This window comes from Enterobacter sp. DNB-S2, assembly GCF_019443845.1.
Classification (GTDB): Bacteria; Pseudomonadota; Gammaproteobacteria; order Enterobacterales; family Enterobacteriaceae; genus Enterobacter; species Enterobacter asburiae_B.
The window spans coordinates 3,170,907-3,186,099 of the sequence record NZ_CP050520.1 but is presented as its reverse complement, the minus strand read 5'-3'; the positions used below and the strand labels follow the sequence as shown (position 1 = coordinate 3,186,099).

Sequence of the window (15,193 nt, the reverse complement as noted above, 5' to 3'; positions counted from 1 at the left end):
TTCTCTTCCTTAATATGCACGCAGAGTTTTAAAAACCGAGGCCAGCTTGCTGGCATCTTTGATACCCGGTTGGGACTCTACGCCTGAATTGAAATCGAGGCCTGCGCAGCCGGTTTTAGCGGCTTCTACGCAGTTATCCGGGCTTAATCCGCCCGCCAGCAGGACGTTGTCCAGCTTTTCGGCGTTCAGCAGCGACCAGTCAAAACGCTGGCCGGTACCGCCCTGGCCGTTATCGAGGACGTATTTATCCACATGGTTCAGGTTACGCGAGGGCAACGTATCGCCAACGCTTTGCGCTTTCCAGATTTGCACCTGTGGTGCCAGCGCGGCGCGCAGGGCATCGATGTAGCTCTGGTCTTCATCGCCGTGGAGCTGCACCGCGCTGAGGGATAACGCGTCGGCTTTTGCCGCAACGTCTGCAATATCTGCGTTGCGGAAAACGCCCACGTAGCTGAGCGGAGCCGCTGCGATGACCTTACGCGCCTGCTCTTCGCTGACCGCGCGAGGAGATGAATCCACAAAGATCAGCCCGCCATAAATCGCCCCGGCTTCATACGCGGCCTGGGCATCCTGTTCGCGGGTTAAGCCGCAGACTTTGTTTTCACCCAGCAGCACGCGACGTACCGCCGCATTGAGATCGTCATGTTCCATCATGGCGGAGCCAATCAGGAATCCGTTGGCGAAGTGGCTCAGCTCGCGCACCTGGGCGTAGCTGTTAATGCCGGATTCGCTGATCACCGTGACGCCAGACCCCAGACGCGGCGCCAGCTGACGCGTACGGTTAAGGTCAATGGACAGGTCACGCAGATCGCGGTTGTTAATGCCGACCACTTTGGCTTCCAGCGCAATCGCGCGCTCCAGCTCCTCTTCGTTGCTCACTTCGGTCAGCACGCCCATGTTCAGGCTGTGCGCGACGGCGGAAAGCTGGCGATACTGCTCGTCGTCGAGCACTGAGAGCATCAGCAGGCAGGCGTCGGCCTGGTAAAAACGCGCCAGCCAGATCTGATACGGGTCGATAATAAAGTCTTTGCACAGGATCGGCTGCGGCGCGATGCCGCTGACGATCGGCAGAAAATCGAAGCTGCCCTGAAAATATTTCTCATCCGTCAGCACGGAGATGGCTGAAGCATGATGCTTATAAATGCCGGCAATACGCGCCGGGTCGAAATCGTCACGAATAACGCCTTTAGATGGGGACGCTTTTTTGCACTCAAGAATAAACGCGGTGCGCGTACCCCGCAGGGCGTCATAGAAACGACGGCTGCTCGGGACGACGTCATTCTGGAAACTCGCAAGCGGCTGCTGTTGCTTGCGGTCTTCCACCCAGATGGCCTTATCGGCAACGATTTTCGCTAAAACGGTCTGCATTCTTTACCCTCTTGCCGCAAGTGCGGTAACGCGATCGTAAGCTGCACCGGAGCGCAGTACATCCAGAACTTTTTGAACGTTGGCCTTCAGGTCTTCCTCACCGTGCAAACGCATCAGCATGGCGACGTTGGCAGCAACGGCGGCCTCATGGGCGACCTCTCCTTTACCTTGTAATAAGCGCGTGAGAATGTCACGGTTTTCTTCCGGCGTACCGCCTGCCAGCGCTTCCTGATGGTATGGCGCAAGGCCGAAGTCGGCAGCGTCCAGCTGATAGCTCAGGATTTCGCCGTCGCGCAGTTCGGCCACCAGCGTTGGCGCATGAAGAGAAACCTCATCCATACCGCCGCTGTGCACCACGGCGGCACGCTGATAGCCCAGCACGCGCAGCGTCTCGGCAATCGGCAGAACCAGCTCAGGGCTGTAAACGCCAATCAGCGCCAGCGGCGGGTGGGCCGGGTTGATCAGCGGGCCGAGCACGTTAAACAGCGTGCGGGTTTTGAGCTGCTGACGAACCGGCATCGCGTGGCGGAAACCGGTGTGGTACTTCGGCGCAAACAGGAAGCAGACGCCCAGGTCATCCAGCGCTTCACGGGAACGCTCGGCGTTCATATCGAGGTTAATACCGAATGCGGCGAGCAGATCGGAAGAACCTGACCGGCTGGAAACGCTGCGGTTACCGTGCTTAGCGACCTTCAAACCACACGCCGCCGCCACGAAGGCGCTGGCGGTGGAGATATTGATGCTGTTACTGCCGTCACCGCCGGTACCGACAATATCGGCAAACTGATAGTCCGGGCGCGGGAACGGGGCGGCATTTTCCAGCAGGGCCGTAGCGGCACCGGCGATCTCCTGCGGGCTTTCGCCGCGCACCTTCATGCTAACCAGCGCGGCTGCCAGCTGTTCAGGCTTCAGCTCACCGCGAACCACGGCGGAGAAGAGCTGATGGCTCTCCTGCTGGCTCAGGGTCTGCGCCTGATACAGTTTTTCCAGAATCGGCTGCAGGGTATTGGTCTGCTCCAGCTTCTGTAACGCCCAGTCCAGCGTCTGCTCCAGCAGGCGGGCGCCGTGGGAGGTCAGGATTGATTCCGGGTGGAACTGCAGGCCGCAGACGCGATCCGCATCGTGGCGCACCGCCATCACCATGCCTTCAAACGAGGCGTTGATCGTCAGCCCGGCGGGAATATTGCTGCCAACCAGCGAGTGATAGCGCGCGACCGGGAGCGGGTTCGGCAGCCCGGCAAACATCGCCTGGCCGTCATGTTCAATGCTGGACGCTTTACCGTGCAGGATCTCACCCGCCTGGCCAACGTAGCCGCCATAGGCTTCAACAATCGCCTGATGGCCGAGGCAGATGCCGACGATCGGCAGTTTGCTGCGCATACGGGTCAGCAGCTCCGGCATACAGCCGGCTTCGCTCGGTGCGCCTGGCCCCGGGGAGAGCATCAGCACCGGGTTTTGCATGGTTGCCAGACGGTCAATCAGGGTCTGCGCAGGAACGTGGTTGCGGTAGATAACGACGTTGTGGCCATTCGCACGCAGCTGATCTGCCAGGTTATAGGTAAAGGAGTCGATATTATCGAGCAGCAGAATGTCAGCCATCAGAAAATCTCCTGTGCATGGTGTGCGGTAGCAATGGCGCGAAGGACCGCACGGGCTTTACTGCGCGTTTCGTCAGCTTCAGACTGCGGAACAGAATCAAGAACAATCCCGGCACCCGCCTGGACGGTGGCGATACCGTCTTCGACATAGGCGGAGCGGATTACGATGCAGGTATCGAGATCGCCGTGGGCGGTGAAGTAACCTACCGCGCCGCCGTAGCTGCCGCGACGGCGTCCTTCGGCGGCGGCAATCAGCTGCATGGCGCGCACTTTCGGCGCGCCGCTCAGGGTGCCCATGTTCATGCAGGCGCGGTAGGCGTGCAGCACGTCGAGATCGTGGCGCAGCTCACCGACCACGCGGGAGACCAGGTGCATCACGAACGAATAGCGGTCAACTTTAGTCAGGTCCGCCACGTAGCGGCTGCCTGGGGTGCAAATGCGAGCCAGATCGTTACGCGCCAGGTCAACCAGCATCAGGTGCTCGGAGAGTTCTTTGTGGTCGGTACGCATTTCGAGTTCGATGCGGCTGTCCAGATCGCGGTCCAGCGAGCCATCGGCGCGACGCCCGCGTGGACGGGTACCGGCAATCGGGTAGATCTCAATCTGACGGCTGGTGGCGTCGTATTTCAGCGAGCTTTCCGGCGAGGCGCCGAACAGCGTGAATTCGTTGTCCTGCATGAAGAACATGTACGGGCTTGGGTTACTCTTTTTCAGCACGTCGTAGGCTGCGAGCGGCGACGGGCAGGGCAGCGAGAAGCGACGGGACGGCACGACCTGGAAAATTTCCCCGGCGCGAATCGCCTTTTGCATCTGGCGAACCACGGCGCCGTACTGATCGTCAGTCTGGTTAACGTCGCAGGTCATTTTTTCCACGCGCTGCACCGGCAGCGCGGGCGGTGCTTCCGTCATCTGCTGCTGCAGCTGAGCGATGCGGTATTCGAGACGTTTTTTCTCAGCGGCAGACGGCGTGAACAGGCTTGCCTGGATGCGGGTGTATTGCTTCTGGTGATCGATCACCAGCAGAGTTTCAGCCAGATAGAAGCAATAATCCGGGCAGCGATTACCCTGCTCGGTTCCCGGCAAATCTTCAAAACCGGCAACCAGGTCGTAAGCAAACAGCCCGCCGAAGAACATCGCTTCACGCTCGTCTTCCGGCACGGTGACCAGATTCTGCAGCAGGCGGAAGGCATCGAAAACGGACAGGGAGCAGAGGCGCGCGTCTTCGTCCAGCAGCTGGCTCACCGGCGGGAAATGCAGAATGCGCATTTCTGGATGATGTTCGTTTTCAATGCCTGAAGGCAGGGCGGCATCCAGCAGCGGCAGCAGCGATGCGCCATTGTCAGATAATGCCTTGATGGTGACAGTGTCACCTAAAGCGGTAATGCGCAGCGCGCTATCGACCAGCAGCAGGCTTTTGAGATCGTCCTTGCTGTCGATATCCGCCGATTCCAGCAGCAGCGTTGCCGGACGTGCCCCGCACACCTGATGAAACAGCGCGGTCGGGTTGTGGCGATAGGCCGCCTCGCAGGTCAGCAGTTCGAGATGAGGTTTGGCTGTTTGCATGTTGTTGTTCTCATATTTTGTTCAAAAAAAAGCCCGCTGGGTAGCGGGCGGGTATCTGTTTGCATTTCGCAGACGCGTGACACTGCCCGAAGATCAGGAAGTGCGCCACCAGCCGTGCAGAGTGAAATGTGCTGTCATTTTCAGATACCTTTCTCGTGTGAACTTGCGTACTAGTTAACTAGTTCGATGGCAAGTTGTCAACCCTTGATTTCAGAATTTCGCGTTAAGTCGGTATCATGGTGTTTTCGGATGTCTACAACCTGTTATGGGAAGTGCTTTGAGCGATACCACCTACGCCATTATTTATGATTTACACAGCCATACTCAGGCCTCTGACGGCCTGCTGACACCCGAAGCCCTGGTTCATCGCGCCGTTGAAATGCGTGTCGGCACGCTGGCGATAACCGATCACGATACGACAGATGCCATTCCGGCGGCGCGCGCCGAGATCGCCCGCAGCGGGCTGGCGCTGAATCTGGTGTCCGGCGTCGAGATCTCGACCGTCTGGGAAAACCATGAGATTCATATTGTTGGCCTGAATATCGATATAGACCATCCGGCACTTACGGCATTTTTGCAAGAACAAAAAACGCGCCGCAATCAGCGCGCAGAGATGATCGGCGAGCGTCTGGAAAAGGCGCATATTCCGGGCGCGCTGGAAGGCGCGCAAAAGATGGCGAACGGCGGGGCGGTCACCCGCGGTCATTTCGCCCGTTTTCTGGTCGACGCGGGCAAAGCGACGACTATGGCGGACGTCTTTAAAAAGTATCTGGCGCGCGGTAAAACCGGATACGTTCCGCCACAGTGGTGTACAATAAAACAAGCTATTGATGTGATTCATCATTCTGGCGGTAAGGCCGTGCTGGCCCATCCTGGGCGGTATAATCTTTCTGCTAAATGGCTGAAAAGGCTGCTGGCACACTTTGCCGAATGCGGTGGCGAGGCGATGGAAGTCGCCCAGTGTCAGCAGGCGCCCAACGAGCGCGCGCAGCTCGCGACCTATGCCCGCCAGTTCGGCCTGCTTGGGTCACAGGGCTCTGATTTCCATCAGCCCTGCGCGTGGATCGAACTGGGGCGCAAGCTCTGGTTGCCCGCTGGCGTTGAGCCGGTCTGGCAGCTCTGGGAACAGCCGCAGCAAATTGAAGAGAGGGAAGTATGAGTCAGTTTTTCTATATCCATCCGGATAACCCGCAGCCACGTCTGATCAACCAGGCCGTGGAGATCGTCCGCAAAGGCGGCGTGATTGTCTACCCGACCGATTCAGGCTACGCGCTGGGCTGCAAAATCGAAGATAAAGGGGCAATGGAGCGCATTTGCCGTATTCGCCAGCTGCCGGACGGCCATAACTTTACCCTGATGTGCCGCGATCTCTCTGAGCTGTCGACCTATGCGTATGTTGATAACGTGGCGTTTCGCCTGATTAAGAACAACACGCCGGGCAACTACACCTTCATCCTGAAGGGCACGAAGGAAGTACCGCGTCGTCTGCTGCAGGAGAAACGCAAAACCATCGGCATGCGCGTGCCGTCGAACCCGATTGCGCAGGCGCTGCTGGAAACCCTCGGTGAACCGATGCTCTCCACCTCGCTGATGCTGCCCGGAAGCGAGTTTACCGAGTCCGATCCGGAAGAGATCAAAGATCGCCTGGAGAAGGTGGTCGAGCTGATTATTCACGGCGGCTATCTCGGCCAGCAGCCGACCACCGTGGTCGACTTAACCGAAGATGCACCGGAAGTGATTCGTGAAGGCGTGGGTGACGTAAAGCCTTTCTTGTAAAGGTATAAGCAGATATACTACGCGGCCATCAAAGCAGGGCTCAGCCCTCTTTTGACCTGATTCGACGCCTGTGAAGACGACACCTGAGGAAGCTCAATGAGCGAGAAGTTACAGAAAGTGCTGGCGCGTGCCGGCCACGGTTCACGCCGTGAAATCGAAGCCATTATTGAAGCGGGCCGCGTGAGTGTGGACGGTAAAATCGCCACGCTGGGTGACCGCGTAGAAATCGTACCGGGGCTGAAGATCCGCATCGACGGTCATCTTATCTCCGTTAAAGAGTCCGCGGAACAGATCTGCCGCGTACTGGCTTACTACAAGCCGGAAGGCGAGCTGTGCACCCGCAACGACCCGGAAGGTCGTCCGACGGTGTTTGATCGTCTGCCTAAACTGCGTGGCGCTCGCTGGATTGCCGTCGGCCGTCTGGACGTGAACACCTGCGGTCTGCTGCTGTTTACTACCGATGGTGAACTGGCAAACCGTCTGATGCACCCAAGCCGTGAAGTGGAACGTGAATACGCGGTGCGCGTATTTGGCCAGGTTGACGAAAATAAACTGCGCGATCTGTCGCGTGGCGTTCAGCTTGAAGACGGTCCTGCGGCGTTCAAAACCATCAAGTTTACCGGTGGGGAAGGCATTAACCAGTGGTACAACGTGACCCTGACCGAAGGCCGTAACCGCGAGGTGCGTCGTCTCTGGGAAGCGGTAGGCGTGCAGGTTAGCCGCCTAATCCGCGTCCGTTACGGCGACATTCTGCTGCCGAAAGGTCTGCCGCGCGGTGGGTATACCGAACTGGATCTGACCCAAACCAACTACCTGCGCGAGCTGGTCGGCCTGACGCCGGAAACCACCTCAAAAGTGGCGGTGGAGAAAGATCGTCGTCGCATGAAGGCGAATCAGATCCGTCGCGCAGTGAAGCGACACAGCCAGGTGAGCAGCAGCCGCCGCTCCGGCAGCCGTAACAACAACGGTTAATATAAAAGCCCGGTCAACGAACCGGGCTTTTTTCTTTAGTAATCAATTCCAATTTGCGCTTTGATGCCTGCATCAAACGCATGTTTGACCGGACGCAGCTCGCTGACGGTATCGGCCATCTCCAGAATATCCCGATGACATCCGCGCCCCGTGACGATAACCGTCTGGTGTACAGGACGATTCATCAGAGCATCCAGCACGGCTTCCAGCGGCAGGTAGTCGTAGGCGACCATGTAGGTGATCTCATCCAGCAGAACCATATTCAGAGAGGGATCGGCCAGCATTCTCTTTGCATGCTCCCAGACGGCGAGACAGGCGGCGGTGTCGGTTTCCCGGTTCTGAGTATCCCACGTAAACCCGGTCGCCATCACCTGAAACTCAACGCCGTGAGGCTCAAGTAAATTCCGCTCGCCGTTGGGCCATTCGCCTTTGATAAACTGGATCACGCCCACTTTTTGCCCGTGTCCAACGGCGCGTGTCGCCGTGCCGAATGCAGCGGTGGTTTTCCCTTTTCCGTTGCCGGTAAAAACGATGACGATCCCACGTTCGTCCTGGGCTGCCGCGACGCGCGCATCGACCTGTTCTTTCAGACGCTGCTGGCGCTGCTGATGACGTTCTTCACTCATTGCGAAATTCCTGGTTTACGTCCCGGCTGGGCGTCAAAGGTCATCCCGGTTTTGCGGCGGCTGTCGTCGCCCATCAGCCAGAGATAGAGCGGCATAATGTCTGCCGGGGTTTTCAGCTTCTGCGGATCTTCGCTCGGGAACGCGCTGGCGCGCATTTTGGTGCGCGTACCGCCCGGGTTAATGCAGTTTACGCGCAGATGGCGGCTCTGGTACTCCTCCGCCAGCACCTGCATCATGCCTTCGGTCGCGAATTTTGAAACGGCATAGGCTCCCCAGTTTGCGCGCCCTTCACGGCCTACGCTGGAGGAGGTAAAGACCAGGGAGCCTGACTCGGATTTGAGTAATAAAGGAAGCAATGCCTGGGTGAGGAAAAACGTGCCGTTGACGTTAACCTGCATCACCTGCTGCCAGATATCCGGATCCTGTTCATCCATAGGCCGCACCTCTCCAAGCAGACCGGCGTTATGCAGCACGCCGTCGAGCCGTGGATAGTGGGTGCTGATGCGTCGGGCTAATTCCTGACACTCCGCGGGCGTGCAGGTCAGTAAATCGAGCGTATACCACGGAACCGGAGTGCCGTATGCGGCCTCAATCTCCTGAGCGACGCTTTTCAGTTTTTCTTCGTTGCGCCCTACCAGAATAACGTTCGCGCCGTACTCGGCGTAGGTCAGGGCTGCCTCGCGGCCAATCCCATCGCTGGCACCGGTGACAAGAATGATCCGGTTCTGCAGCAGATTTTTTTGCGGTTGATAATGCACGGTGGCTCCTCAGGTGCCCGGTGATTCAGTGGCACCTTCATAATGACTTTTCGGCTTTATGCCCGAATTAGCATGAGAATTCAATCAGTCTACAGGACGCATTACTGTAAAATTAACAATTTGCAAATATTTAAACTCCAGTCCGGGGATTCCTGAAGGCGGCTCGCAGAGGTAATGTCACGAGCGAGACGCATGGGCAGGGCTGTTGTACACTGCCGTGAAAGATTCGTGGTTAAATCAAGGTGGAACGCGTGGAATTACTTTCTCAATATGGGTTGTTTTTGGCCAAAATCGCAACGGTGGTGATTGCCATTGCGGTGATTGCCGTTCTGATTGTCAACCTGACGCAGCGTAAGCGTCAGCGTGGGGAGTTACGCATCACCCGCCTGAGCGAGCAGTATAAAGAGATGCAGGAAGAGATGTCTCTCGCGCTGCTTGATAGTCATCAACAGAAACTGTGGCTGAAAGCGCAGAAGAAAAAGCATAAACAGGATGCCAAAGCGGCAAAAGCAAAAGCGAAGCTCAATGCACCGCAGGATAAGGCCGCGCCACGCGTTTACGTGCTCGATTTTAAGGGCAGTATGGATGCGCATGAAGTGTCTTCTCTGCGGGAAGAAGTGACTGCCGTTCTGGCCGTGGCGACACCGCAGGATCAGGTTGTCGTGCGTCTTGAAAGCCCGGGCGGGGTGGTTCACGGTTACGGACTGGCCGCCTCACAGCTGCAGCGCCTGCGTGAAAAACAGATCCCGCTGACCGTTGCTGTGGATAAAGTGGCCGCGAGCGGTGGCTACATGATGGCCTGCGTGGCGGACAAAATTGTTGCCGCGCCGTTCTCCATTATTGGCTCGATCGGCGTGGTCGCACAAATTCCGAACTTTAACCGCTTCCTGAAAAATAAAGAGATTGATATCGAACTTCACACGGCGGGTCAGTACAAACGTACCCTGACGCTGCTGGGGGAAAACACGGAAGAAGGGCGTCAAAAATTCCGCGAAGATCTCAACGAAACGCATCATCTCTTTAAAGATTTTGTACACCGTATGCGCCCAACGCTCGATATTGAACAGGTCGCGACGGGCGAGCACTGGTACGGCGTCCAGGCGCAGGAGAAAGGGCTGGTGGATGAAGTCGGAACCAGCGACGATCTGCTGCTCAATCTGATGGAAGGCCGGGAACTGGTGGGCGTGCGCTTTACCCAGCGTAAGCGACTCCTTGACCGCTTTACCAACAGTGCGGCAGAAAGCGCGGACCGTCTGCTGCTGCGCTGGCTACAGCGCGGACAAAAACCGCTGCTGTAAACAAAAACGCGAGGCATATGCCTCGCGTTTTGCATTAATCGACCAGGTGATATTTCTCTGAAAGCGTATGCGCCAGGTATTTGAACATGTTAAAAACGGCGGTGCTTTTCGGGGTCGGTAAACCCTGTTCGTCAAGGAAGTATTCGCCGCTGAAAATCAGCACGCCATTACGCTGCTCTACGCCGGTGGCTTCAATGCCCGCCAGCGTATCTTCATGGTCACGGATAAGCTTGTTTGCTTCGATAAGCAGAGAGGCTCGGTCAATAGGTTGGGTCGTATTCTGCATAATCCACTCCTTAAACAGTGACAATAGTCTACGCCGAGGGCGCTTTGGGGGCAAATTTTCCCTGTAATGTGAGGGGATAAGGTGCAGGGTCCTGGCTGGCGGGATCTGCTTTTGCATGCTAATAAAGTTGCGTAACGAATTTTATCAGGTAGAGTGTGCGCTTTCGTCATTCTGGCAACAGAATTGCTTGACATTCAACCGGGAATTCGTCACGAATTACACGAGATGTGAGAAAAATACCCGAAAACTCAATCACCTGGGCGTCTTCTCATTAACGTCCGGTAAGTCAAAGGGGTTGATATCTCCTGACGCAGTCGCAATATCATTGGCTCGTCGTCAGCGGAAGGGAAATCAACGTGCGGCGTATTCCTGGAAGAATTAAATTAGGTAAAGGTGAATATGGGTAAAGCTCTCGTCATCGTTGAGTCCCCCGCAAAAGCCAAAACGATCAATAAGTATCTGGGTAATGACTACGTGGTTAAGTCCAGCGTCGGTCATATCCGCGATTTGCCGACCAGTGGCTCAGCCAGCAAAAAGAGCGCAGACTCTACCTCCACCAAAGGGGCTAAAAAGCCTAAAAAGGATGAACGTAGCGCGCTTGTCAACCGCATGGGTGTTAACCCATGGCATAACTGGGATGCACAATATGAAGTGCTGCCCGGGAAAGAAAAAGTCGTTAACGAGCTGAAGCAGCTTGCTGAAAAAGCAGACCACATCTATCTCGCAACCGACCTTGACCGCGAAGGGGAAGCCATTGCGTGGCACCTGCGGGAAGTGATCGGTGGTGATGACAAACGCTACAGCCGTGTAGTGTTTAACGAAATTACGAAGAATGCGATTCGTCAGGCGTTTGAGAAGCCGGGCGAACTGAATATTGACCGCGTAAACGCACAGCAGGCTCGTCGCTTTATGGACCGCGTTGTGGGCTACATGGTCTCTCCACTGCTGTGGAAGAAGATTGCCCGTGGCCTGTCCGCAGGGCGTGTGCAATCCGTCGCCGTGCGTCTGGTCGTTGAGCGTGAGCGCGAAATTAAAGCCTTCGTGCCGGAAGAGTTCTGGGAAGTCGATGCCAATGTGACCACGCCGGGCGGTGACGCTCTGCCGCTGCAGGTGAGCCATCACAACGACAAGCCTTTCCGTCCAGAAAACCGCGACCAGACTATGGCCGCCGTAGCGCTGCTGGAAAAAGCACGCTATCAGGTGCTGGAACGTGAAGACAAACCGACCAGCAGCAAGCCAGGGGCACCGTTTATTACCTCCACGCTGCAACAGGCTGCAAGCACGCGTCTGGGTTATGGCGTGAAGAAGACCATGATGATGGCGCAGCGCCTGTATGAAGCGGGCTACATCACCTACATGCGTACCGACTCAACCAACCTGAGCCAGGACGCGGTCAGCATGGTGCGCGGCTACATCAGTGACAATTTCGGTAAGAAATACCTGCCTGAAAGCGCTAACCAGTTCGCCAGCAAAGAGAACTCTCAGGAAGCACACGAAGCGATTCGTCCTTCTGACGTCTCGGTGTTAGCGGAATCGCTGAAAGACATGGAAGCCGACGCGCAGAAGCTGTATCAGCTGATCTGGCGCCAGTTCGTGGCGTGCCAGATGACGCCAGCGCAGTACGACTCCACCACGCTGACCGTTGGCGCGGGTGAGTTCCGTCTCAAAGCGCGCGGTCGTATCCTGCGTTTCGACGGCTGGACGAAGGTGATGCCAGCGCTGCGTAAAGGTGATGAAGACCGAACGCTACCGGCGGTAAATAAAGGGGATGAGCTCTCGCTGGTTGACCTCGTGCCAGCCCAGCACTTCACCAAGCCGCCTGCGCGCTTCAGTGAAGCGTCCCTGGTGAAAGAGCTGGAAAAACGCGGTATTGGTCGTCCGTCGACCTACGCGTCCATCATCTCGACGATCCAGGACCGTGGCTACGTACGCGTTGAAAACCGCCGTTTCTATGCGGAAAAAATGGGTGAGATCGTCACTGACCGTCTGGAAGCAAACTTCCGTGAGTTGATGAACTACGATTTCACCGCGCAAATGGAAGACAGCCTCGACCAGGTTGCCAGCCATCAGGCGGAATGGAAAAAGGTACTCGACAGCTTCTTCAGCGACTTTACCGACCAGCTTGAAAAAGCGGAGAAAGATCCTGAAGAGGGCGGCATGCTGCCTAACCAGATGGTTCTGACCAGCATCGACTGTCCAACCTGCGGCCGCAAGATGGGGATCCGCACCGCAACCACGGGCGTATTCCTTGGCTGCTCCGGCTATGCGCTGTCACCAAAGGAGCGCTGCAAAACCACCATCAACCTGGTGCCTGAGAACGAAGTGCTCAACGTGCTGGAGGGTGATGATGCGGAAACTAACGCTCTGCGTGCCAAACGCCGCTGCAAGAAATGCGGCACGGCAATGGACAGCTACCTGATCGATCCAAAACGTAAGCTGCACGTCTGCGGTAATAACCCAACGTGTGACGGGTATGAGATCGAAGAGGGCGAGTTCCGCATTAAAGGCTATGACGGCCCGATTGTGGAATGCGAGAAGTGCGGCTCTGAAATGCACCTGAAAATGGGGCGTTTCGGTAAGTACATGGCCTGTACCAACGACGAGTGTAAAAACACGCGCAAAATTCTGCGTAACGGCGAAGTGGCTCCTCCGAAGGAAGATCCGGTTCCGCTGCCAGAACTGCCGTGCGAGAAATCCGACGCGTACTTCGTGCTGCGTGATGGTGCCGCAGGTGTCTTCCTGGCCGCCAACACCTTCCCGAAATCGCGTGAAACGCGCGCGCCGCTGGTGGAAGAGTTGCATCGCTTCCGCGATCGTCTGCCTGAGAAACTGCGTTATCTGGCCGATGCGCCACAGCAGGATCCGGAAGGCAACAAAACCGTGGTACGGTTTAGCCGTAAAACTAAGCAGCAGTATGTTGCGGCCGAGAAAGAGGGTAAAGCGACCGGATGGTCAGCCTTCTTTGTCGATGGCAAATGGGTTGAAGGCAAGAAATAATCTTCCCTTACCGTAACTTACCTGTAAAAGGGCCGGATTTCCGGCCCTTTTTTATTGCCTTGTTATTATTTTTTGTTCCGTACTATACAGTCAGGCTATAAATGATATAGTGGTTATAGTTAACCTGTTTCTTATTATTAAATCGTCTTAAGCGATTGACCGCATGCGCTAAATCGGATGGTCTGGCATGAAATTACAGCAGCTTCGTTATATCGTTGAGGTGGTGAATCATAACCTTAACGTCTCTTCTACCGCCGAGGGGTTGTATACCTCGCAACCGGGCATCAGCAAACAAGTTCGTATGCTGGAGGACGAGTTAGGTATCCAGATATTTGCCCGCAGCGGTAAGCATCTCACCCAGGTGACGCCTGCGGGGCAGGAAATCATCCGCATTGCGCGGGAAGTCCTCTCTAAAGTCGACGCAATTAAGTCGGTGGCAGGGGAACACACCTGGCCGGATAAAGGTTCGCTGTATATTGCCACGACGCATACCCAGGCGCGCTATGCGCTTCCCGGCGTTATCAAAGGCTTTATCGAGCGTTATCCCCGCGTCTCTTTGCATATGCACCAGGGCTCGCCAACGCAAATTGCTGAAGCCGTTTCCAAGGGGAATGCAGACTTTGCCATCGCCACCGAAGCGCTTCACCTGTATGACGATCTGGTGATGCTTCCATGCTATCACTGGAACCGTTCTATCGTGGTGACCCCCGATCACCCCCTGGCGGGCAAAGGGTCGGTGACTATCGAAGAGCTGGCGCAATATCCGCTGGTAACGTATACGTTTGGCTTTACCGGACGGTCCGAGCTTGATACGGCCTTTAACCGGGCAGGGTTAACGCCGCGCATTGTCTTTACCGCGACGGATGCCGACGTGATTAAAACCTATGTGCGGCTTGGTCTGGGGGTGGGCGTTATTGCCAGCATGGCGGTGGATCCGGTATCAGACCCTGACCTGGTGCGACTTGATGCGCATGATGTTTTCAGTCATAGCACCACAAAGATTGGCTTCCGTCGCAGCACCTTCCTGCGCAGCTATATGTATGATTTTATTCAGCGCTTTGCCCCTCATTTAACGCGTGACGTGGTTGATACCGCCGTTGCATTACGCTCAAATGAAGATATTGAAGAGATGTTTAAAGACATCAAACTCCCCGAAAAATAATCACACCCGGTATCTTTCCCTTAGGGAAAGATACCGAAATAACGCCTCAAAGCTAAATTAGAATTATCATCATCTGCGTATCCCCTGTCATATAATGTCATTATCCATTTAAACCGTATGGTTATAATGTCGTGAATTGGCGACAAAAGTAGAAACTAATTTACGCCTTCGCAAATTTTTCTTTTCAATTATTTATTTCTGGTCAAAAGATTGAATATTTCATACCTTCCGGTGCGTAAATTCACTGGCTTTTCGGCTAAAGTTTCTTTAGGATTTATCTCAACAGATGATTAATTGTACCAATTGTTTGGTCCTAAATGATAAGCGATGTCGATTGTATGAGGTTAGCAATGCCTTCAGGAAGTGAAGAACCGCAAAGGGATCCTGCGCTCAAGCGTAAAGCCTGGCTGGCGGTCTTTCTCGTCTCTACCCTGTTTTGGGTGGTGGTTGCTCTCCTGGCCTGGAAATATTGGGGTTAAATATGGCAGTGACGGTACGTACAGAAACGGTAAAACAGATGTGTCAGCATCGTGACAACGGCCACAGAGGGCGTAAAGCACCTGCGACTGTTGTACCCGCGTCCTGGAAACTGACGCCGCAGCAGCAAGCGTTTATTGATGTGTTCGCAGAAGACGAACCCAAAAAACAATAATTTAGTTAATTGCGTAATGATGCAAATAGTCTGAATATCGACTCTGCACTTTCGTACTCTTTAATAAATACACATCAGCAATATAGCACTGAGGACTTACCTCGGAACTTTTAATAAATAATGCCTGGTGTCCCTAT

General features: G+C 55.5%; 15 protein-coding genes and 1 other annotated feature. Of the genes, 8 read left to right on the top strand and 7 right to left on the bottom strand.

Going from position 1 to position 15,193, the window contains the following annotated elements; translation table 11 throughout:
* Window positions 1–9: 9 nt before the first annotated feature.
* The 4 genes from trpCF to trpL form a co-directional block, all read right to left on the bottom strand.
* Window positions 10–1,368 carry a bifunctional indole-3-glycerol-phosphate synthase TrpC/phosphoribosylanthranilate isomerase TrpF gene (gene trpCF, locus HB664_RS15145; RefSeq protein ID WP_219939731.1) on the bottom strand — a complete coding sequence of 453 codons (1,359 nt, stop codon included), beginning with the start codon at window positions 1,366–1,368 and terminating at the stop codon, window positions 10–12.
* A gap of 3 nt (window positions 1,369–1,371) precedes the next feature.
* Window positions 1,372–2,967: a bifunctional anthranilate synthase glutamate amidotransferase component TrpG/anthranilate phosphoribosyltransferase TrpD gene (gene trpD / locus HB664_RS15140; RefSeq protein ID WP_219939730.1), complete on the bottom strand. Its 1,596-nt coding sequence runs from the start codon at window positions 2,965–2,967 to the stop codon at window positions 1,372–1,374.
* Entirely contained in the window at window positions 2,967–4,529 is a 1,563-nt protein-coding gene (locus HB664_RS15135; protein ID WP_219939729.1) for an anthranilate synthase component 1, read from the bottom strand. Before HB664_RS15135 ends, trpD begins: the two co-directional genes overlap by 1 nt.
* 23 nt (window positions 4,530–4,552) lie before the next feature.
* Window positions 4,553–4,646: a sequence feature (Trp leader region), on the bottom strand.
* The gene (gene trpL, locus HB664_RS22995) at window positions 4,623–4,667 is read right to left on the bottom strand and encodes a trp operon leader peptide (RefSeq protein ID WP_106993556.1); all 45 of its coding nucleotides are present in this window, start codon (window positions 4,665–4,667) and stop codon (window positions 4,623–4,625) included. (Overlaps the previous feature by 24 nt.)
* 139 nt (window positions 4,668–4,806) lie before the next feature.
* On the opposite strand from trpL, the gene rnm reads away from it, so the two are divergent.
* From rnm to rluB, 3 genes are all read left to right on the top strand, one after another.
* Window positions 4,807–5,688, top strand: a complete 882-nt coding sequence (rnm, locus tag HB664_RS15125) for an RNase AM (RefSeq protein WP_032656720.1) — start codon at window positions 4,807–4,809, stop codon at window positions 5,686–5,688.
* Complete coding sequence (locus HB664_RS15120) at window positions 5,685–6,305, top strand: L-threonylcarbamoyladenylate synthase (RefSeq protein ID WP_003856793.1); 621 nt, start codon at window positions 5,685–5,687, stop codon at window positions 6,303–6,305. The genes rnm and HB664_RS15120 overlap by 4 nt, the downstream gene beginning before the upstream one ends.
* 96 nt (window positions 6,306–6,401) lie before the next feature.
* Entirely contained in the window at window positions 6,402–7,277 is an 876-nt protein-coding gene (rluB, locus tag HB664_RS15115; protein WP_023312076.1) for a 23S rRNA pseudouridine(2605) synthase RluB, read from the top strand.
* 35 nt (window positions 7,278–7,312) lie between these two features.
* Here the strand turns inward: rluB and cobO are convergent, their stop codons facing one another.
* Together cobO and HB664_RS15105 are read right to left on the bottom strand one after the other, a co-directional pair.
* Window positions 7,313–7,903 (bottom strand): cob(I)yrinic acid a,c-diamide adenosyltransferase, encoded by a 591-nt coding sequence (cobO, locus tag HB664_RS15110; RefSeq protein ID WP_033145744.1) that lies wholly within the window; start codon window positions 7,901–7,903, stop codon window positions 7,313–7,315.
* A complete protein-coding gene (locus HB664_RS15105) occupies window positions 7,900–8,661 on the bottom strand; it encodes a YciK family oxidoreductase (protein WP_219939728.1) in 762 nt (253 codons plus the stop codon). The genes cobO and HB664_RS15105 overlap by 4 nt, the downstream gene beginning before the upstream one ends.
* Window positions 8,662–8,912: 251 nt before the next feature.
* Between HB664_RS15105 and sohB the strand changes: the two genes are divergently transcribed.
* Entirely contained in the window at window positions 8,913–9,959 is a 1,047-nt protein-coding gene (gene sohB, locus HB664_RS15100; protein WP_219939727.1) for a protease SohB, read from the top strand.
* Window positions 9,960–9,993: 34 nt separating this feature from the next.
* Here the strand turns inward: sohB and HB664_RS15095 are convergent, their stop codons facing one another.
* Window positions 9,994–10,245 (bottom strand): YciN family protein, encoded by a 252-nt coding sequence (locus HB664_RS15095; protein WP_023312072.1) that lies wholly within the window; start codon window positions 10,243–10,245, stop codon window positions 9,994–9,996.
* Window positions 10,246–10,644: 399 nt separating this feature from the next.
* Between HB664_RS15095 and topA the strand changes: the two genes are divergently transcribed.
* The 4 genes from topA to HB664_RS15075 all read left to right on the top strand — a co-directional run bounded on the left by topA (window position 10,645) and on the right by HB664_RS15075 (window position 15,056).
* Window positions 10,645–13,242 (top strand): type I DNA topoisomerase, encoded by a 2,598-nt coding sequence (gene topA / locus HB664_RS15090; RefSeq protein ID WP_033145741.1) that lies wholly within the window; start codon window positions 10,645–10,647, stop codon window positions 13,240–13,242.
* 187 nt (window positions 13,243–13,429) lie between these two features.
* On the top strand, window positions 13,430–14,404 hold the full coding sequence (gene cysB / locus HB664_RS15085; protein ID WP_008502814.1) for an HTH-type transcriptional regulator CysB: 975 nt from the start codon (window positions 13,430–13,432) through the stop codon (window positions 14,402–14,404).
* A gap of 338 nt (window positions 14,405–14,742) precedes the next feature.
* Window positions 14,743–14,883 carry a YmiA family putative membrane protein gene (locus HB664_RS15080; protein ID WP_213327741.1) on the top strand — a complete coding sequence of 47 codons (141 nt, stop codon included), beginning with the start codon at window positions 14,743–14,745 and terminating at the stop codon, window positions 14,881–14,883.
* Between the two features lie 2 nt (window positions 14,884–14,885).
* The gene (locus tag HB664_RS15075; RefSeq protein ID WP_032656727.1) at window positions 14,886–15,056 is read left to right on the top strand and encodes a hypothetical protein; all 171 of its coding nucleotides are present in this window, start codon (window positions 14,886–14,888) and stop codon (window positions 15,054–15,056) included.
* The last annotated feature ends 137 nt before the right edge of the window (window positions 15,057–15,193 follow it).